Below are 20,005 nucleotides of genomic sequence, written 5' to 3'. Positions count from 1 at the left end.
CCTCTTTCTAAGATTTTATACTTTCAAATATCTCTTTAACAATCGCAATATCTTGAGCGTGTTCTGGATTATCTCCAGGTGTTTCAAGCAAAAGCGGTAGAGAAGAAAATTCTTTGAAAGATAGGAAGTTCTTGAGCCCTTCTCTACCTATGAAACCTTTTCCAATGTTTTCATGCCTGTCTTTGTTTGAGCCCAATTCACCTTTCGTGTCGTTCAAATGTATGAATTTCAACCTTTCAATCCCAACGGTTTCTGATATTTCTTTTAGAAGTTTTTCAACACCTTCTTTTGTAGTTATATCGTAACCTGCATCGAAACCGTGACAAGTATCAAACGTGAGAGCAATTCTTTCAGGATATTTCACAGAATCTATGATTTTTTTCATTTGGTAATAATTGTAACCTATATTACCGCCTTTTTTAGTGACGTTCTCAAGTGCTATGTAGACAGTCTTTTCTTTTTCCATAACTATATTTAATGCTTTAACTATATTTTCGGTCCCGACGTCTTCACCGTTTCCGAGATGACTGCCTGGGTGTATGTTAAGATACTTTATGCCAAGCTCGGCACATATATTCATTTCGATAAGTAAAAGCTCAACAGATTTTTCCCATACATCCGTTTTTGGACTCGCGATGTTTATTAAGTAGCCAGCATGACACAAAAAAGTGTCGAGATTTAGTTCGTATTTTTCAACCATTTTGAAGTATTCTTTGACATCTTCCTTCTCCGGCAGCTTTGGAACCCACTGCCTTGGATTATGAGGAAATATCTGAAATGTATTTCCACCTATCTCAACGCTTTCAACTGGAACTTTTGAAAATCCTCTTCCTATCGGCATATGTGCACCTATTATTAGATCCAAGTTTATCACCTTCCCTCAGCTGTCCCTTCGTTTTCCGAAAACCAAGATATCCCAGTACTTTCCGTTGTAATACTTGGCTTTCCTAAGTCTACCTTCAAGTTCAAAGCCTAAAGATTCTAAAAGCCCTATCGATCTTTTGTTATACTCGTATACTTCGGCAGTAATTCTAAAAAGGTTCAGATTTGAAAAAGCAAAATCAACAGCTTTACGGAGCATTTCTTTTCCGTAACCTTTACCGCGATTCTCTGGAAGAACAAGATAAGTTACGTATCCGTTCCTGTTAGCACTCTTTATTTCAAATTCAACAAATCCGATGTACTCAGAATCATTGTAAAAATTCAACACTACCTTCTGAGTAGGCAAAAATCTACTCTGAGCAAAGTTATGAAATTCTTCTTCCGAAAGCATGATTTTGAGTATTTCTTTATCAATTTCGTTTGAAATAGTTATTCTCATTGTAATTATTCCTCCAAAGATTTTTCAAGTTCTAGAATTTTTTCTTTCGTATTTTCAATCTCCTCGAGAATTTCAAGCGCTTTCTCTTCAAGCTCTTCTTTTTCTTTGAATAAATCCATAACTTTTTGATAGTCACTAACTGAATGCATGTTTTTGTTTATCTCTTCTATTTTAATTGACAACGATTTTTCTTCATTCTCAAGTCCTTCAAGTTTTGTTCTTAGATTTTTCAAGGTATTTTTTATTCTCTTTTTTTCTTCAAAGTCAGTTTGTACTTTTTGCTGTTTTTGAACAGTTTTCTCATTCAGTATATCGTAAATCCTTAACGTGAGTTCTTCAAAATCTCTAACTTCAAATAGTTGTTTGTTGTCTATGACCAAAAACCTGTTGCAAGTGTTTTTCAAAAGCTCCAAATCATGCGATACCAAAATAACGCTTCCTTGGTATTCTTTTAGGGCTTTTTCAAGCGCTTCCACGGTTTGAAGATCCATATGATTTGTTGGTTCGTCTAATATGAGAACATTTGGTTTTTGTAAAAGGACTTTTGAAAGAGCTAAGATTTGTCTTTCACCGCCACTCAATGTTGAGATAGGTTTGAAGACATCTTCGTGGATAAATCCAAATCTACCAGCGTAGGCTCTAATTACATAATCCGGTTTATCTGGCATCTCTTCGAATATTTCGTCAAAGACAGTGCTTTCGGGATCGAGCTTTTCAATAAATTGGTCGACAAAGGCTGGTTTAACGTTGTACCCGAATTCCAATTTTCCAGAGGCTTTTATAAGTCCCAAAATTATCTTTAAGAGTGTTGTCTTACCGCTACCGTTAGGTCCAACGATTCCTATCTTGTCTTTTTCAAAGACTGTGAAAGTGACATCTTTAAGTAACGGCGGATAAGAAAGATTTTCAACTTTCAGTACAATGTATCCAGTCTTTTCAGGTTGCGGAATTTCAATGTATTTCTCATCTTCTTCAAGGTATTTGACAGGCATACTTTCGAGTTCTTCCATCATTTTTTCAAGAACTTTTTCTTTGCTCTTTGCCTGTTTGATGAGTTTTTCTCGTCCCCACTTTCTGTACTGATCGATGATCTTCTTAAGTCTTTCTATCTCTTTTGCCATGTTTTTGTACTGTCTCTCTTGAGTTTCAATTATTCTCTTTCTTTCAATTAGGTAGTTATCAAAATTGGTGTTAAAGACCCATATAGTTTCGTTGTTTATATCCCAAAATTTGTTGCAAGTAGCTCTTAGAAAGTCTCTGTCGTGTGAGATTATTATATAACCAATTTTGCTATTTTTTAACAAATTTTTGAGAAAATTTATACTCTTGAGGTCCAAAAAGTTCGTTGGTTCGTCTAACAACAAAAAATCAGGTTCTTCCAAAAAAAGTCTCCCGATTTGGAGCTTCGTTTTTTCACCACCGCTGAAAGTGTTTATATCTCTCGTCCAGTCTTTCTCTTCAAAACCAAAACCTTTCAAAATACTTCTTGAAAGTCTTTCTTGTTCAGGAGTTTTTGAAACACTTAAATAGTAATCGATCGGGGTTTTTTCGGTAAATTCTCTGAATTGATCTAAAAGTACGATCTTTCCTGAGACGTTTATTTCGCCGCTGTAGTCTTTAAACTTTCCAACCAAAGCTTTGATTAAAGTGGTTTTTCCACTGCCATTTTTTCCCATTAAGCCTATCTTATCGTCTTTAGTAACGAGTGCACTGAAGTTTTTGAAAAGTACTTTTTCTGGAAATTCAATGGTTAAATTCTTTATATTTATCATACGTACCTCCAAAAATGATTAACCTAAAGTTCTTGGATCAAATGCATCTCTTAAACCATCGCCAACAAAGTTGAAACAAAGGACTGTAAAGAAGATAAATACCCCAGGAATAAGCAGCCATGGAGCGTTTGTAAGAATGTAAACATCTTGAGCTGCGGAAATCATATTACCCCAAGATGGTGATGGTTCCCTTATTCCAAGTCCTAAGAACGAAAGTCCAGACTCACCTAAAATATATCCTGGTATGGAAAGTGTTGCCGAGACTATTAGGTAAGTCATAAGGTTTGGGATTATATGAGACCATATAACTTTCATATCTGGATATCCCAGAGCGATCGCCGCTTCAACGTATTCCCTCTGTCTTTCAGCTAAGAACATGCCCCTGACAGTTCTCGCTCTTCCAGGCCAACTTATGAAAGACAGTATAAAAACAATCAAAAGATACGTTGTCGAACTTGGAAGATCGATAGGTAAGACTGATCTCAAAAGTAGCAAAAGATAAAATCCCGGCATGGACATCAATATTTCCGAAAATCTCATCAAACCTTCGTCAAGCCATCCACCGTAGTAGCCGGCTATACCGCCGAAGAACAGTGCTAATAGCATAGTTATTGAAAGACCTATAAATCCTACCGAAAGAGAAATTCTTGAAGCAAAGATAATCCTACTCCACATGTCTCTTCCAAATCTGTCTGAACCGAATATGTTTAACGTTACATATTCGTTGTTGTCGTAGTTGTCTACTCCGAATAAGTGATAATGCAGCGGTATTACCCAGAATAAATATCCTACCCTTCCTGGATCTGTTTTGTCAGGTCCCCAGCTTTTTACAAACCATTTCACCGGGTAATACTTGTAGTCATAGTTCACTACCTTTGCTTCAGTCATGTCTATATAATACTCTTCTCCATCTTCTCCTATGTACTTTATCCCTTTAAGCTTCCAATCTAACCTTACCGCTTGTACTATCTCCATCGCTTCTTGCTCGTCTGTAGCCCAAACGCCTATCCTCCAGGCTTCGTTTTGAGCTACTATTGAACGCGCAGTCCTTGACCTCGTCTCTACAATTACTTCACCTTTCGCAAGTGCTTCATCGTCTACCGTAAAGACCAAAAAGTCTTTCTCTACTTCTTCTTCCTTAAACGTTTTCCATTCTTCTTCCCCACTGTATAAATCTTTCACGAGCGCATCTCTCTTGTCGTTTATCACAAGCTTTATACCTTCAGCTATTACAAACTTTTCTGATAACTGCCTTCCTTTCGGCAAATATTTCGGTATTATTTTTCCATCTTTTACCTCTACTACATTCTTGTCTATTATGTCAAATTCTGTCCCGTCTTTTAGTCTTACCCTTATTCTACTTGGAAAGAGGAGTTGTTTGAACTTTTGGGAATAATCGATATCGATATAGCTTATCTCAGGTAAAACGTAAGGTGAAAGTGTAGCTTTGAAATCACCAGCTTTGTAACTCATCTTAACCGTCGTTGGTTTTTTGAGCGAATGGTTTAGATTTTGTTGGAACGGGTTGTACGGAGCTAAGAAATCTGCGAATATCATCGCTATGTACATAATTATCAAAACCCACATTCCGAAGAGAGCGAGCCTATGTAAATGTCAATATCAAAATGAACAAAAAATCGAAAATAAAAATGTACAAAAAATAAACTTAGTTTTGCTGGTTTGTGTTGCTAAAATATACTGTTTTTGACTGCAATCTGTATGAAGGACCTTTTATGAAAATCACGTAAGAATGATGGAGTAGCCTATCCAAAATTGCATTTGCTATCGTCGCTCCACCAAATATCTCTCCCCATTCAGAGAATACAACATTAGTTGTTATTATTGTGCTGCTCTTCTCATATCTGCTTGATATCAGCTGGAAAAATAAATTCGCTCCATCATTGTCTATAGGCAAATAACCTATCTCATCTATTATTAAAACTTTGTATTTCGAAAAATGCTTAAGTCTGTACTCTAATCTGTTCTCTAACAGTGCTTTTTTTAGCTGAGCTATTAACTCTTGAAAATGTATAAAATATGTTGAATACCTTCGTTTTGCACACTCTATACCTATTGCTGTGGCTAGATGCGTTTTCCCTACCCCTGGTGTTCCGACAAATAGTATATTTTCATTACCCTCTAAAAATCTCAAACTCATTAAGTCCATTATCTGTTGCTTGTTTATACTTGGCTGAAATGAAAAATCAAAATCTTCTATACCTTTTATAAATGGGAAATTTGCCACCCTCACACATCCTAATATCGCCCTTTCTTCTTTGGCTTTTATCTCTAAATTACTAAGTTCATATAATGCATCTGTCATACTCTTTTCTCCGCTTGCCACTAAATCTAAGTATTTGTCAAGGTTATTCTTTATGTTGTGAAGACCTAACTCTTCTAAGTTGTTAAGTAGTTTCACATAGTTGCTCATTTTTAGATTTTCTCCTTTCTTTAGTTTTTCAACAGATTATCAAATTTCTTTAGGTTCTCCTCACATATCTTGTTAAGCTCTTCTTTTTGACCAACTCTCATTAGCATTAGCTGTTTGTAATCTTCATCGTGATAATTGATACTTTTTTCATCAATAACATGTATCCTTAACAGGTTTGTGTTATAATAAATATAAATTTTGTTTTCCACCTCCTTTACTTGGACTGTTTTTCCTATGTATTCGGGTGGAACAGAGTATTTACTTCCCTTGTAGTAAATCAGAGAGTCCTTTTGGACTTTAACTGACTTGTAGGAATTTAGGTAACTCTCTATTAACCTTTTGTCTGGCAAGGGTTGTAAATACTCTTTTTCTTTTTGAAACAGAAGAGCAGGTGGGACTTGAGTTGTTTGATTTGGCTGCATATTGACCTTTGCGTTTATCTCTTTTATTATCCTTGCTAAGTCCTCTTCTGTTTCAAATTCACCCTGATATGGCAGTATCCAATATATAAACTTGTTTGCTGCTTCAACTTTTCCTTTTGTGTACGAATGTCTTGGTTTGCACAGTTTCACTTCAAACCCAAAGTCTTTTGCAAAACTTTTAAATCTTGAATTTACTTTAATTTTCTCACCTGTTATATCAACAACTGCTGCTGCATTGTCAAATAAAATCTCTTTAGGTACTCCGCCTATATCTTTGAATATTCTTATTAGACTTTCTATTAATTCTTCTTGAGTTTTTGTCCTGTTTATCTCAAAGCAGCAATATCTTGAATAACCTAATTTAAAATCAAGAACATTAATAACAAACTCCTCTCCATTTCTTGAGACAAGCTTTATATTCTCTTTCCAATCAACTTGCGCTTGCTCACCTGGATCTGTCTCAAATCTTGGGTGACCTTTTACTTTCTTCTCTGGCTTTAATCCTTTTTTCTTAACATACTTATTGAAATTTGAGTATGTTCCTATTGTCTCATCTTTTGATTTTAAATACTCATAAACACCCTTGACTGTAACTCCTTTGATAGCAAGCTTTGATTTTATCTCATCATAGTATTTGTCCAATTTACTTGGTTTATTTCTATTCTTAGGTTTTCCTTCATAACCCTCATAATACTTTTTTACTGTTCTTCTGTCTATCCCATATATTCTTGCAAGTTCTGAAAAGTTAGGTTTCATTTTCATCGCCCTTATCATGTTTAAATGTGCTGTTAAGTTCTGCATTTGATATCCCTCCTCACTATGAGAAAGGATATCATATCAATGTACAATTTTGTACATCCTTATATTCCACTTTCAGTACATTTTTATTTTATCATTAACATCAACATCGGTTCTCCTATAGAAGTTGAGAGTTGGAAAGAGTTAACTGACGGAATATTACTGGTTTGGCAACCTGGTCAAGAAGCTGGGAGAATATTTGCCGATGTAATTTCAGGAAAGGTTAATCCATCAGGTAAATTAGCAACAACATTCCCGAAGGATTACAAGGATGTACCGTCAAGGTCGTTCCCTGGAGAGCCAAAGGAAAATCCTACAAGCGTTACATACGACGAAGGAATATACGTTGGATACAGATATTACGATACATTTAGAGTCGAGCCAAGTTTCGAATTTGGTTTCGGACTTTCGTACACCAAGTTTGAATACAGTAATTTGAACCTGTACAAAGATGGTTCTTCGATAGTTGTTTGTTTCGATGTCAAAAACGTTGGAAACGTCCCAGGAAAAGAGATAACACAACTTTACGTTCGAGCACCAAGGGTGAAAATAGATAAACCGTACCAAGAGCTCAAGGGCTTTTTTAAAACAGACACGCTAGCTCCGGGAGAAATGCAAAAGGTGAAGATAACAGTGCAAATCAGTGACCTTGCTTCTTTCGATGGTGAAAAATGGGTTGTTGAAGAAGGTATTTATGAGTTTAGAGTTGGTGCATCATCGAGAGACATACGTTTGAAGGGTACTTTGAATTTGTAAATCCTGAAGGGAGAGAGAGTATGAAAGTTAAATATTTCTCAAATATTTTGAAAATTGCTTCGATTATCGTTTTGTATCTTTTTTCATCATGCAATATATCGGAGGCGCTCGGCGTGAATGTGATGAATATAAGTGATCCAAAATGGAAATTGGTCTGGTCGGATGAGTTTGATGGTAAGGAGCTTGATAAAAACAAATGGAGATTTGATATAGGAAATAACAACGGATGGGGAAACAACGAACTTCAGTATTACACAGAAGGAAAAAACGTTAAGATAGAAAACGGGATGTTGATAATCGAAGCACGAAGGGAAGATGTCAAAGATGGTAATCGTACTTACAATTACACATCTTCGAGAATAAAAACTGAAGGGTTATTTTCAGTCCAGTATGGTAAAGTGGAAGCGAGGATAAAATTCCCGTATGGAAAAGGACTGTGGCCCGCATTTTGGATGCTTGGTACAAACATCAGATACGTCGGTTGGCCTATGTGCGGTGAGATAGATATCGTTGAATTCTTGGGTCATGATAAATGGACGGTGTACGGTACAATCCACGGACCTGGTTACAACGGTGGTAAAGCCATATCGAAAAGTTTTAAAGCTGATGCCACGAAAGACAAATCCTTCGTTGATGAATTCTATGTTTATGGTATCATGTGGAATGAAGACGAGGTTGTGTGGTACGTTAACGATAAAATCTATCACCGTGTTTCGAGAGAATCTTTAGAGAAACAAGAGAAACTCTGGGTCTTTGATCAACCGTTTTTCATCATACTCAACCTTGCAGTTGGTGGTAACTGGCCCGGATATCCAACGTTCGAAACACCATTCCCAGCAAGGATGTACGTAGATTATGTCCGTGTATACAAGCTTGAAAATGAGTGAGAAGCTCTCTGGAAAATCAAGTTAAAATGAGTCAAAAGAGGTGGGAGTTGTGGCAAATATCCGTGAAGTGGCTAAACTTGCCAACGTTTCGATAGCCACCGTCTCACGAGTACTCAACGGAAGTGATAAGGTATCTCCTGAAACAAGAAAAAAGGTACTCAGTGCTATGAAAAAGTTAGATTACAAACCTTCGTTCTCTTTTAAAGATAGTACAACTAAATTGATGCATACAATTGGTGTGCTCATGCCTGATATCCGTGGTTACCATTACAGCGATATAGTTATGGCTATAGAAGAGTACGCTTATTCTAAGAATTTCGACATCATGCTTGCTCTTCCAAAATGGGAAATCGATATAGAAAAGCATGTACTTGACCAATATTTCCGCAGGAAAGTCGACGGTATTATACTGGGTGAATTATTCGCAGGTCAAAAGATGATAGAAAGATTCAAAAAAAGTGGTGTACCTATCGTCGTTATAGACTTTCGAGTTGATGAGATCGATTTCGATGTGGTCAACGTGGATAACGTAACCGGTGGTTATCTGGCTATGAAATATCTTTACGACCACGGACACAGAGATATATTGTTTATCCCTGGTCCTGAGTTATCTCCAGCAGCGCAAGACAGGGAAAAAGGTATTCGCAAGTTCCTCGATAAAATATCAAAGAAAGATGAAGTAAAGGTGTACCTTGGTGAACACCGTGGGTACAACTCCGAGCATGGATGGGTTAGTGTAACACAACATCTAAACAAATACGGATTGAACTTCACCGCAATATTTGCCGTAAACGATTGGGCGGCTCTTGGCGCAATAGATGCACTGAAAGATTACGGTATAAAGGTACCTGACGAAGTATCGATAATAGGTTTCGACGATGCACCGTTTGCACAATACACAAACCCGAGATTAACAACTGTGATGCAACCACGCTGGGAGATGGGCACAACCGCAGCACAACTTTTGATAGAACGTATCCTTGACAAACATCTCAGATTACCAAGAAACGTTATATTACCCACAAAAATAATCGAACGAGAATCTGTGAAAAAGATAATGTGATCATATGAAAACAAAACCATCCCCGGAAAGATTGTTTGATAGTCTCTGGGGATGGTTTATTTTTGCAAACATTTTAAAACCCATGTACTCCTTTTTGGCGTGCTTTGTGTTGGAGTATAACGTAACTCAAGTAACCAGCGATAATATAGAGAAAAGATATCACTGTGAAAATCATAAACTCACTTTTCAAATCAAAAATCGTTTTTGTACCCATCAGAAAATGTCTTGATAAATCTAAGCCCCACGTAAAAGGAAAGACGTACGAAACGTAACGTAAGAACTTCGGTAATACGGTCACTGGAAAGAACATCCCACCTATCAAAGGTGCAGCGTTTCCTACCAAGCTTACCAGTTCATCGGCGTCCTTTAAAAGTAACGTTAACCCAAAGAAAAGGAAGACAAATCCGAACGATGCAATAATGGAAATAACAAATGAACATATAAAAAGTAACAAGTTTAGTGGTTTTATTGTCAATAAATTGCTCAAAAGTGCAAGTATTAATATAGGTACAGATTCTATGGTTACTCTTGAAATGCCGAACACACTCCAAGATAGAATGTACTCAAGTCCGCTCACTGGTGTTAAGAAAATTTCTTCAAATTGTCCTATTCTCATGTAACGTCTCAATGTGAAGATTACTCCCCACAGAATTTCAACGTAATTCCAGTAGGCAGCACCAAGCGCAAGGTAACCGAAGATATTCGTTGTATTCGATGTCCCATAGAAAAACTTTACGATATTCGATTTACTACCAAGATAGTACAAGAATAATAACGGAATTATTGTGAGCAATGGCACGAAGAACGAACCGTAAAAATCTATCTTGTACCTTTTAGCCGAAAGAAATTGTGCTTTAATCAAGTACAAACCTCTTACCATTCTTCCCATTCTCCTTTTTGCCTTATCAAGTGTTCTGCTTTTTTCAACATCGCAACACCGACAACAAGATACACTACACTAATGATACTCACTGTAAGTAAATTAAAGAAAAACTTCGTAACATCGTTGGAGTTTAAGATTACCCTTCCAGCTTCGATTAAATACGTTAATGGCAGTAAGTAACTTGCTATACGAATATAGAACGGGAAATTGCTAACAGGATTTACCATACCAGATAGAAGACCTATTCCGTACTGAATCGAATAATTTAAAGTTCCGATGCGTTTGTACAGAAGATTCAAACCAGCAAAAAATATCGAAAAGAAAGTAATATAAAGCCCACTCACAAGTAACAATAAAAAGAAATAGAACGATAAATAAATATCTATGCCAAGCAACCAAAAAAACAAGAGTGTGAAAAGTGTTATGTACAAATTCATAATGAATGTATCAATTGCTTTTGAAAATAAAAATGCAACTGTGGAAATCGGTGATAAAACAATTGTTACAAGTGTTCCTTCCATACGTTCTTCCGAAAAGCCATCACCAACACCGAAAAAGTATTGATTCAACCAATACCAAAGGAGTGTACCAATAAGTATGTTGTTTACTATATCTTGCTGAGTTGTTATCTTTGCACTGAAAACGTACGGTGCAATCATAAAAAATGGAGTGAGCGCCATATTTATCCAGACAAATTTGTACTTCCTACGCACTTTCAAGTCTTTCATCGCTAAGATAAACACACTTTTTAAAGTATCCAGCACGTTCTTCACCTTCATTCGTTTTCAGCATATTCGGAAGATTGCAAAAAGAGTTCAGAAAGCTGGTTGTAAACATCTTTACTTGCGAAAATATCACCGTACCTTGAAATAAGCTCAATTTTTCCATTTTTCAGAAGTACTATCTTTGCATCCTCACTCAAATTGTGCAGTATGTGACTTACCATAACGACAGTCACACCATCTTTGCTCGACTTTTCTAAAAAAGAATTAACCTGAATGACGGCGTTAACATCGAGACCATTCAAAATCTCATCTATGAAGAGAATCTTTGGTTGATGAATTAAAGCTTTACAAAGTAACAATTTCTTACGCATTCCAGTTGAATAATCTTCAACGAGCTTATCTTTGTCATCGTATAAACCAAAAAAGTTAAGTAACTCTTCGGCACGTTCTATTCGCTTCTTTTTTGGAACATTGTAAATTCCACCGAATATGTCAAGGTTTTCCCAAGCCGTTAGCTTCCAATATAAACTTCTTTCGTTAGCAAGCACAACACCGATATACCTTGCGAGTTTTTTCCAGTGCTTTTTTACGTCAAAACCTAAGATGTTCACTTCACCTTCATCTGGTAAAAGTAAACCTACCATGATTCGCAAAAGCGTACTCTTACCAGCGCCGTTTGGACCTACCAATACGGTGAATTCACCTTCTGAAATGTTCAAACTTACATTTTCAAGCACTCTTTGGTCTCCAAAGGATTTACTAACACCTTTCAATAAAACAAGACTCAAGGAACGATCACCCTTTCTTGATTTAATACATATAATTCAATTAAATCTGAACTATACAATGTTTCTAAAAATTCTTTCCAACAATCTTTCGGAGTTTGCTTTAAAAATGAGTTGTATTTACAGCCACCATCACAAATTGGAAGAAAAGTACAACTCATACAAGTTTTATCATGAGAAATGGATTCTAAGAAATTAGCATATTTTTTAATGAATATCTCTTCGTTAGACATTATCTCTTCGTAATTTGCGATTTTGAAATTACTTACTCCAATTCCAGAAATACAATTGTATACATCACCATTCGGAGCTAAGACAAGGTCGGATTCTTTTTTGTATGTGCAAGGCCAAACATTTAGAAAATCGATGATCCTAAAGCCAAAATTAATCACAGATTTGACTGCTTCAACGTATTTTTCGGCGTACTCTTTTTGACAAATATTGATTCCTTTTAATGATAATCCACCATTTTCTGGATTCGTTAATAAACCAATATTAAAAATAACCCTTTCTGATAATACTTTCACTCCGAATATCTCAACGAGCTCGTCTAGCATCTTCTTGTAATAAAAATTAGAGTTTGTCTCATCTAAAACGGTATGAATCACCACAGTTGAATTTGAATAACAAAATATTTTACTCATGTTATCCATTATTCTGTCCCAACTACTTGCCCCATCTTTTCGTGGACGTCTTGCATTATGGAGCTCTCTTGGACCATCTAATGTCAACTGAATAACTCCAAATTTTCTGTGGTTTAATATTGAAAACAAATCATCAAAAACAAAATTTCCATTTGATATTATATTAAACTGTTTAAACTTTTCTTCAGATTCAATTTGTTCAAGAACCTGCTGCAAATAATCAATTTTTAGCGAAGGTTCCCCGCCAAAAAATGTAACTAATAAATGATTTTGGATTGAAGATACTGAGAAGTTTTCTGTAAAGTTCCACTTTCTTCACAGTTTCAATTTCCAGTTGGGTTTTGTCTATTTTTGGTCCATTTTGCATGCAATATACACAACTTAAATTACAATCATAGGTAATTGCATCTGTTATTGACAAAGTATCGTTTGAATATTTTATCTTATTATTAATATAATTCATTAATGCAATTCTTTCATCTGAATCATAACTTTCGAATTTTGTGTTCAATGAGTTCTTATTTACTATCTTAATTTCACGCATTAAAAGATCATAATATATTATCTTATCATATTTATCAATTTTTACAACAAATCTACTCATTTCGGTTCCTCCCTATTTCGAATTTCAGTTATTTATTCTGAAATTCAAGTCTTCTAATTCGATCCAATAAAATATTAGACCCGGGTCTAGTAACATTAAACCATTAGGTTATTTTTTACTAATCTCAATGCTCGCACATCTTTGACTTCTATTTATACAACCACCAAGTGGAACATTACCATTGATTAATCTTTTCAAAATATTCATCTGTTATACCTCCTTGTAAGAATCAATAATTTTTAACACGATTTACTCTGCGCAGAGTTATTTTAATTATATCAAAAAAAAAAAAGTCAATACTGTAACACCATATTCGTTGAATAGAAATAAAATCACCTATAAGATATAAAAAATCCCCCGACGAAGTTAAATGTGTTTCCGGGGGATGTTCATTTCTCAATTACTTTTGCCTTTGAAATTTTTCCGCACTGATGGTGACGATGTATTTGTTGCCATCAACTTCAACTTGGTAATTTATCGAAAAAGTATCAGGTAGGTTTTTCAAAACCGTGTCATCGATCGTTTCCCAAAAGATATTTTCCGCTTTTAATTGGGCTTTCTCTTGCCTTAGTGCTTCTTCAAGCATGTTTCTTTGCATGGGGATAGTTGATAAGACTATTGCAACGAGTATTAGAAGAACAATTATCGCAGATAGTATTTCGATGTAAATCACATCATCTTCACCTTCATCTGTTTTCTGATAGGAATTTCATTATACCTTGCGCAGCTTTTTTACCAGCTCCCATGGCTAAGATAACTGTTGCTGAACCTGTTACAATATCTCCTCCAGCGAAGACTTTCGGATTACTTGTCTGACCGTATTCGTCTGTTATTATGTAACCGTATTTGTTTGTCTTTAAATCTGGAAATTGACTGAGCAGAAATTTATTCGCTTCAGTACCTATCGCTTCGATAACTGTATCCATTTCCAAGATAAAGTTACTGTTTGGAATCTCAACAGGTCGTCTTCTACCACTTTCATCAGGCGCGCCAAGTTCCATCCTGATACATTCGATAGCTACCAAATTACCATTTTCATCACCGATGTACTTGACAGGTGTTGCGAGTGTGTAAAATTTAACACCCTCTTCTTTCGCATGTTCGATTTCCGCTTTTCTCGCTGGCATTTCTGCTTCTGTTCGACGGTATATTATAGTGACGTCTGCACCAAGTCTTAGAGCACTTCTTGCTGCATCCATTGCGGTGTTTCCACCACCGATTACAGCCACTTTTTTGCCGATTCGTATAGGTGTATCGTACTCCGGGAATTTGTACGCTCTCATAAGGTTTATCCTTGTTAAAAATTCGTTGGCAGAATACACACCGTTCAACTCACTTCCGGGTATGCCCATAAATTTAGGTGTGCCAGCACCGACACCGATGAAAACGGCATCGTAAGATTCGAGGATTTCCTTAACGGATATAGCGTATCCAACTGGTATATTCTTGAAAAATCGCACATCGAGTTTTTCAAGTGCGGCAATTTCTTTTTTGACTATCGATTTTGGTAATCTGAATTCTGGTATACCGTACGTCAATACACCGCCGAATTCGTGCAGGGCTTCGTATATATCCACGGTGAAACCATATCTACCAAGTTCAGATGCAACCGTCAATCCGGCTGGTCCAGAGCCGATTATAGCCACTTTCTTATCTTTTGCTTTGCTTATGTTGAATTGAAATTTAGTATTTTCATTTTCGTATTCGATGTTGTTTTCATCCGCCCAATCTGCGACGAATCGTTCAAGTGCACCTATGTTGATTGATCTTCCAATTTTATTTAAAATGCATAACCCCTCGCATTGTACCTCTTGTGGACATACACGTCCACATATTGCTGGCAGATAATTGTAAGATTTTAAAATCTTATACGAACCTTCGAAATTACCCTTAGCTATCTCTTTAATAAAGCCCGGTATATCGATACCGACCGGACAACCGGATATACACGTTGGTATTTTACATTGTAAGCATCGTGAGGCTTCCTGTTGCGCCAATTCTGGTGTGTAACCGAGCGATACTTCCAAAAAGTTAGTTTTTCTTATTTCAGCAGGTTGTTCTGGCACGTGGACTCTGTCTTTCACAGCCATGTAGGTTCACCAACTTCTTTCAGATATCTTTCAAGAGCCAATTTTTCTTGTTCTTTGTATTGGTTTAGCCTTTTGATGAAGCTATCCCAATCAACGTATCTACCATCGAATTCTGGTCCATCAACGCATACGTACTGTATCTTTTCGGAATTATCAGTTTTTATCACCGTTCGGCAACCACCACACATACCAGTACCATCTATCATGATAGAATTCAACGAAACCCAAATGGGAATGTTGTATTTTGTGGCAATTTCACTTGAAAGTTTCATCATGATAGCTGGTCCTATCGACCAAATTACGTTGTAATTTTCTTTTTCAAGCTCGATTTTCATGGCATCTATCACGTTACCTTTGTATCCGAAACTTCCATCGTCTGTTGTTGGTAAAAGTTTATCGGCAAATGTGAATTCATCTCTTAATATCAAATCTTGGATTGTTCTTGCTCCAATTATAACTGTTATGTTGTTGCCTGCACTTTTTAGCGCTTTTGCAATTGGTAATATAGCGGCTATTCCAACTCCACCACCGATTATTAGTACGTTTCCATGATACTTAATTTCACTTGGCTTACCGAGTGGTCCAACTACATCGTAAAGTATATCGCCTTCGTTGAGCGAGCACAGTTCGTATGTGGATTTCCCAACCGCTTTGACAACGATTCTGAACGCTTCACCATTGGACTCGGCTATCGTTAGAGGTATGCGTTCGCCTTTTTCACTTATCCTCACTATAACAAACTGACCAGGTTTAGCTTGTCTACCAATGAGATCATTTTTAATCCAGACATCATGAACTCCGTAGGCTAATTTACGCTTACGCAATATCACGTTGTTAAGCTCTTCTTGGTTCATTGATAATTCCTCCTATACTTAGGTGAGCAAAGAAAAAAATGTATTGTTATACTGTTTTCTGGGCGTCTATTAAAGCTAAGAACTCTTCGTTCGATTTCGTTTCTTTCAATTTTGAAAGTATGAGTTTGAGACCTTCTTCTTCAGACATAGAGCTCAACATACGCCTAAGGATCCACACTTTCTTCAATTCGTTTTGCCCAATCAATAATTCTTCTTTTCTTGTACCCGAAAGTGCAAGATTGATGGCTGGGAAAATCCTTTTGTTAGCAAGCTGTCTTGAAAGCACAAGTTCCATATTACCTGTACCTTTGAATTCTTCAAATATCACTTCATCCATCTTCGATCCAGTCTCTATGAGTGCGGTTGCGATGATGGTTAAACTTCCACCTTCTCTTGTGTTTCTTGCAGCACCGAAGAAATGTTTGGGTTTGTAAAGTGCAGCCGGATCAACACCACCAGTCAACAGTTTACCACTTGGTGGAACGGTTATGTTATAAACCCTTCCAAGTCGTGTAAGACTATCAAGGAGCACAACAACGTGATTTCCATATTCAACAAGTCTTTTGCACATTTCAAGCGTAAGTTCAGCAATTTTTATCTGCTTATCGGAAGGCATATCAAACGGGGCTGCTATAACCTTTGCATCTACCGATTCTTTGATATCTGTAACTTCTTCAGGTCGTTCATTGATGAGTAATACGATTCTAATTGTATCAGGATGGTTAGTTGCAATTCCGTTGGCAATTTCTTTGAGTATCGTGGTCTTACCGGTCTTCGGTGGAGCGACGATCATTCCCCTTTGTCCTTTACCTATCGGTGTGAACAAGTCAATCAACCTTTGGTGGTAAACCCTGAGCAGGCAGAAATCGTGAAGTATATTTTCGCAGAAGTATTATCGGGCAAAGGTACACAGAAAGTTGCAGATGATCTTAATCAAATGGGTATACCTACTAAAAGAGGTGCTCGTTGGACTGCTACTACAATTCGAGGGATATTAAAAAATGAGAAATATACTGGGGATGCTATACTGCAAAAAACTTATACAGATTCCCGATTTAATAAGCGCACCAATTATGGTGAGAAAAATAAATATTTAATAGAAAATCACCATGAGGCAATTATCAGCCATGAAGTATTTGAAGCAGTAGAAGCTGCCTTAAATCAAAGGGCAAAAGAAAAGGGCATAGAAAAGCGTAACAATAAATACCAAAACCGGTATTCTTTCTCTGGAAAAATTATTTGCTCGGAATGTGGTAGTACCTTTAAAAGGCGAATTCATTCATCTGGTGCAAGAAAATACGTAGCCTGGTGTTGTAGCAAACACTTAAAGCAGATAACAGAATGTTCCATGCAGTTTATTCGAGATGAGGATATAAAGAAGGCATTTGTTACGATGATGAATAAGCTGATTTTCGGCAGAAAACTTATTCTACAACCACTATTAGAGGCTTTACGTGGAATGAACAAGTCTGATAACCTTTCAAGAATTCAGGAATTAGAGAAGCAAATTGAAAAAAACGCGGAACAGAGAGAACTGCTTGTAAAGCTTATGGCGAAGGGATATCTAGAACCTGCCCTTTTTAATCGAGAAAACAATGAACTGCAAATGGAAGCAAACAACTATATGGAGCAAAAAGAAGCATTAATTCATGCCTTAAATGGAGAATTATCAAAGGTGCAGGAAGTCAGTAACTTAATAAAATTTACAAATAAGGCTGAAATGTTAAGTGACTTTAACGACCAACTTTTTAATGATTATGTTGAAAAAATAATTGTCTTCTCAAGAGTAGAGATAGGTTTCATTTTAAAATGCGGAATCACACTAAGGGAAAGGATGTGAGAAAAGTGGCACATACGCCTTACGGCTATAGGATAGAGAATGGTAGAGCAGTTATCGATGAAGAAAAAGCTGAAAAGGTTAGGAGTTTGTATAGGGGATACTTATCAGGCCTTTCTTTATCGGTCGCAGCAAAGACTGCTGGAATAGATGCTTATCATGGAACTGCTGGAAGGATGCTAAGAAACGAACGTTATCTTGGTGATGGTTATTACCCTGCCATCATTGATAAAGAGACCTACGAAAAAGCAGAAGCAGAGAGGGTAAAGAGAGCGAAAAAGCTAGGTAGAATCTTTGAACCCAAGAAAGAAGACAAACCTACTATTTCTAAGAAGTTTACCATAGGACAAGTAATTCAGAAGTATACAAATCCTTTTACACAAGCGGAGTATGTTTATAGCTTAATAGAAAGTGAGGGACAGTAAGATGGCAGTTAGTAAAAATGTAATGATTATACCTGCAATAAAACGCATGGGCAACAATCGAAAAGAAGATGAAACACCAAAACTTCGGGTTGCTGCTTATTGTCGAGTTTCTACCGACAGCGATGAACAAGCTAGTAGTTACGAAGTGCAGATTGAACATTATACTGAATTTATTAAGAAAAATTCAGAGTGGGAATTTGCAGGGATCTTTGCTGATGATGGTATCAGCGGTACAAATACAAAAAATCGTGATGAATTTAATCGAATGATTGATGAGTGTATGGCTGGGAAAATTGATATGGTTATTACCAAATCAATAAGCCGATTTGCTAGAAATACCTTGGACTGTCTACAATACATCAGAAAACTTAAAGATAAAAATGTTGCGGTATATTTTGAGAAAGAAAATATCAATACACTGGATGCCAAAGGTGAAATTATGCTTACCATTATGGCATCCTTAGCGCAACAAGAGAGCCAGTCACTAAGCCAGAATGTAAAGCTTGGTTACCAATACCGATACCAACAGGGAGAGGTAATGGTCAATTGTTCTAGGTTTTTAGGATATACCAAAGATGAAAATAAGCGATTAGTAATTGTGCCGGAGGAAGCTGAAATTGTTAAAAGGATTTACCGAGAGTATCTTGAAGGCTCCAGTATGGATAAAATCAAAAAAGGACTTGAAACTGATGGCATACTTACGGGAGCGGGGAAAAAAAGGTGGCATACCAGTACTATAAGGAAAATATTAAGCAATGAAAAATACATTGGTGATGCATTGCTCCAAAAAACTTATACGGTAGATTTTCTTACAAAAAAGAGGGTTGTGAATAACGGAATCGTACCTCAGTATTATGTAGAGAATAACCATGAAGCCATTATCCCGCGTGAAATTTTCATGCAGGTACAAGAAGAGTTAGTTCGTAGAAGTAGAGGACATATAAGTACTAGTGGAAAGAAAAGAAACTTTAGTTCAAATCATGTATTTTCGCAAATTATCTTCTGTGGTGAGTGTGGCGAAATATACCGTAGAGTTCATTGGAATAATCGAGGTAAAAAATCGATTGTTTGGAGATGCGTCAGTAGACTTGAGAATACAGGGTTAACTTGTCATTCCCGAACCGTGCTGGAGGATATGATAGGTATTGCTACGGTAGAGGCAATTAATAAACTAATAGGGCAAAAGGATGGCTTTTTAACTATCTTAAAGGAAAATATAGAAACAGTGATAAGTGAAACGGGCAATAATGTTGTTTCCGAGATAGATAAAAAGCTAGAGGAATTACAAAAAGACCTTTTGAGACTGGCCAATTCCAAAGAGGATTATAACGATATAGCCGATGAGATTTACAGGCTCAGAGAGGAAAGACATAAGGCTTTAGCAGAAGAAGCTGGCAAAAAAGGCTCCAAGCAAAGACTAGAAGATATGGAAAAGTTCCTAAATGAACAATCCACCCTCCTTGAGGAGTATGATGAGCAACTAGTAAGGAGACTTATAGAGAAAATAACGGTTTATGATGACAAACTAACTATTGAATTTAAATCTGGTGTAGAAATTGATATAGAAAAATAAAACGAATTTGACCGCCGATTGAGGAGAAATACTTCTTGATGGGCGGTTCTTTTCTATTTATACTTGGGGATAATCTAATAAGTGAACTCGTTTCAGCAAGCTGAAACATCGGGGAATCAGATGGAGAGTCTACTC

At 36.6% G+C, this 20,005-nt stretch carries 19 protein-coding genes and 2 pseudogenes; 6 read left to right on the top strand and 15 right to left on the bottom strand.

What is annotated here, in order from left to right; genetic code table 11:
* Nucleotides 1–7 precede the first annotated feature (7 nt).
* The 6 genes from FERPE_RS03385 to istA form a co-directional block, all read right to left on the bottom strand.
* A complete protein-coding gene (locus tag FERPE_RS03385) occupies nt 8–874 on the bottom strand; it encodes a deoxyribonuclease IV (RefSeq protein ID WP_014451267.1) in 867 nt (288 codons plus the stop codon).
* A gap of 6 nt (nt 875–880) precedes the next feature.
* Nucleotides 881–1,321 (bottom strand): GNAT family N-acetyltransferase, encoded by a 441-nt coding sequence (locus FERPE_RS03380; protein WP_014451266.1) that lies wholly within the window; start codon nt 1,319–1,321, stop codon nt 881–883.
* A 5-nt stretch (nt 1,322–1,326) separates the two neighbouring features.
* The gene (locus FERPE_RS03375) at nt 1,327–3,093 is read right to left on the bottom strand and encodes an ABC-F family ATP-binding cassette domain-containing protein (protein ID WP_014451265.1); all 1,767 of its coding nucleotides are present in this window, start codon (nt 3,091–3,093) and stop codon (nt 1,327–1,329) included.
* Nucleotides 3,094–3,111: 18 nt separating this feature from the next.
* Nucleotides 3,112–4,680, bottom strand: a complete 1,569-nt coding sequence (locus tag FERPE_RS10805) for an ABC transporter permease (protein ID WP_014451264.1) — start codon at nt 4,678–4,680, stop codon at nt 3,112–3,114.
* Nucleotides 4,681–4,759: 79 nt separating this feature from the next.
* Nucleotides 4,760–5,524, bottom strand: a complete 765-nt coding sequence (istB, locus tag FERPE_RS03365) for an IS21-like element ISCbe3 family helper ATPase IstB (RefSeq protein ID WP_014451263.1) — start codon at nt 5,522–5,524, stop codon at nt 4,760–4,762.
* Between the two features lie 20 nt (nt 5,525–5,544).
* Nucleotides 5,545–6,747 (bottom strand): IS21 family transposase, encoded by a 1,203-nt coding sequence (gene istA / locus FERPE_RS03360; protein WP_014451262.1) that lies wholly within the window; start codon nt 6,745–6,747, stop codon nt 5,545–5,547.
* Nucleotides 6,748–6,837: 90 nt separating this feature from the next.
* Here istA and FERPE_RS03355 point away from each other — a divergent pair.
* The 3 genes and pseudogenes from FERPE_RS03355 to FERPE_RS03345 form a co-directional block, all read left to right on the top strand.
* Nucleotides 6,838–7,500, top strand: a pseudogene (locus tag FERPE_RS03355) (glycoside hydrolase family 3 C-terminal domain-containing protein); the annotation flags it as partial.
* Nucleotides 7,501–7,520: 20 nt separating this feature from the next.
* Nucleotides 7,521–8,387 (top strand): glycoside hydrolase family 16 protein, encoded by an 867-nt coding sequence (locus FERPE_RS03350; protein WP_011994743.1) that lies wholly within the window; start codon nt 7,521–7,523, stop codon nt 8,385–8,387.
* A gap of 49 nt (nt 8,388–8,436) precedes the next feature.
* A complete protein-coding gene (locus FERPE_RS03345; RefSeq protein ID WP_004103207.1) occupies nt 8,437–9,450 on the top strand; it encodes a LacI family DNA-binding transcriptional regulator in 1,014 nt (337 codons plus the stop codon).
* A gap of 73 nt (nt 9,451–9,523) precedes the next feature.
* On the opposite strand, the gene FERPE_RS03340 is transcribed toward FERPE_RS03345, so the two are convergent.
* From FERPE_RS03340 to rho, 9 genes and pseudogenes are all read right to left on the bottom strand, one after another.
* Complete coding sequence (locus FERPE_RS03340; protein WP_004103205.1) at nt 9,524–10,330, bottom strand: ABC transporter permease; 807 nt, start codon at nt 10,328–10,330, stop codon at nt 9,524–9,526.
* Nucleotides 10,324–11,097: an ABC transporter permease gene (locus tag FERPE_RS03335; protein ID WP_011994745.1), complete on the bottom strand. Its 774-nt coding sequence runs from the start codon at nt 11,095–11,097 to the stop codon at nt 10,324–10,326. The genes FERPE_RS03340 and FERPE_RS03335 overlap by 7 nt, the downstream gene beginning before the upstream one ends.
* Nucleotides 11,098–11,108: 11 nt before the next feature.
* Entirely contained in the window at nt 11,109–11,846 is a 738-nt protein-coding gene (locus FERPE_RS03330; protein WP_004103201.1) for an ABC transporter ATP-binding protein, read from the bottom strand.
* Nucleotides 11,843–12,574, bottom strand: a complete 732-nt coding sequence (locus FERPE_RS10685; RefSeq protein ID WP_245530431.1) for an SPASM domain-containing protein — start codon at nt 12,572–12,574, stop codon at nt 11,843–11,845. The genes FERPE_RS03330 and FERPE_RS10685 overlap by 4 nt, the downstream gene beginning before the upstream one ends.
* A gap of 133 nt (nt 12,575–12,707) precedes the next feature.
* On the bottom strand, nt 12,708–13,091 hold the full coding sequence (locus tag FERPE_RS10680) for a hypothetical protein (protein ID WP_245530430.1): 384 nt from the start codon (nt 13,089–13,091) through the stop codon (nt 12,708–12,710).
* 400 nt (nt 13,092–13,491) lie between these two features.
* A complete protein-coding gene (locus tag FERPE_RS03320; RefSeq protein ID WP_004103200.1) occupies nt 13,492–13,764 on the bottom strand; it encodes a hypothetical protein in 273 nt (90 codons plus the stop codon).
* Between the two features lie 13 nt (nt 13,765–13,777).
* Complete coding sequence (gene gltA / locus FERPE_RS03315; RefSeq protein ID WP_004103199.1) at nt 13,778–15,181, bottom strand: NADPH-dependent glutamate synthase; 1,404 nt, start codon at nt 15,179–15,181, stop codon at nt 13,778–13,780.
* Complete coding sequence (locus FERPE_RS03310) at nt 15,172–16,035, bottom strand: sulfide/dihydroorotate dehydrogenase-like FAD/NAD-binding protein (protein ID WP_004103198.1); 864 nt, start codon at nt 16,033–16,035, stop codon at nt 15,172–15,174. Before FERPE_RS03310 ends, gltA begins: the two co-directional genes overlap by 10 nt.
* Nucleotides 16,036–16,081: 46 nt before the next feature.
* Nucleotides 16,082–16,888: pseudogene (gene rho / locus FERPE_RS03305) on the bottom strand (transcription termination factor Rho); the annotation flags it as partial.
* A 15-nt stretch (nt 16,889–16,903) separates the two neighbouring features.
* Between rho and FERPE_RS03300 the strand changes: the two are divergent.
* Genes FERPE_RS03300 through FERPE_RS03290 form a run of 3 tightly spaced genes read left to right on the top strand, consistent with a single transcriptional unit; the run spans nt 16,904 to nt 19,870 of the window.
* Nucleotides 16,904–17,875 (top strand): recombinase family protein, encoded by a 972-nt coding sequence (locus FERPE_RS03300; RefSeq protein ID WP_236938446.1) that lies wholly within the window; start codon nt 16,904–16,906, stop codon nt 17,873–17,875.
* Entirely contained in the window at nt 17,872–18,297 is a 426-nt protein-coding gene (locus tag FERPE_RS03295; RefSeq protein WP_245530429.1) for a recombinase family protein, read from the top strand. The genes FERPE_RS03300 and FERPE_RS03295 overlap by 4 nt, the downstream gene beginning before the upstream one ends.
* 1 nt (nt 18,298) lies before the next feature.
* The gene (locus tag FERPE_RS03290) at nt 18,299–19,870 is read left to right on the top strand and encodes a recombinase family protein (protein ID WP_011994748.1); all 1,572 of its coding nucleotides are present in this window, start codon (nt 18,299–18,301) and stop codon (nt 19,868–19,870) included.
* The last annotated feature ends 135 nt before the right edge of the window (nt 19,871–20,005 follow it).

It is taken from the genome of Fervidobacterium pennivorans DSM 9078, assembly GCF_000235405.2.
Classification (GTDB): domain Bacteria; phylum Thermotogota; class Thermotogae; order Thermotogales; family Fervidobacteriaceae; genus Fervidobacterium; species Fervidobacterium pennivorans.
This window is presented reverse-complemented; position numbering and strand designations above follow the sequence as displayed.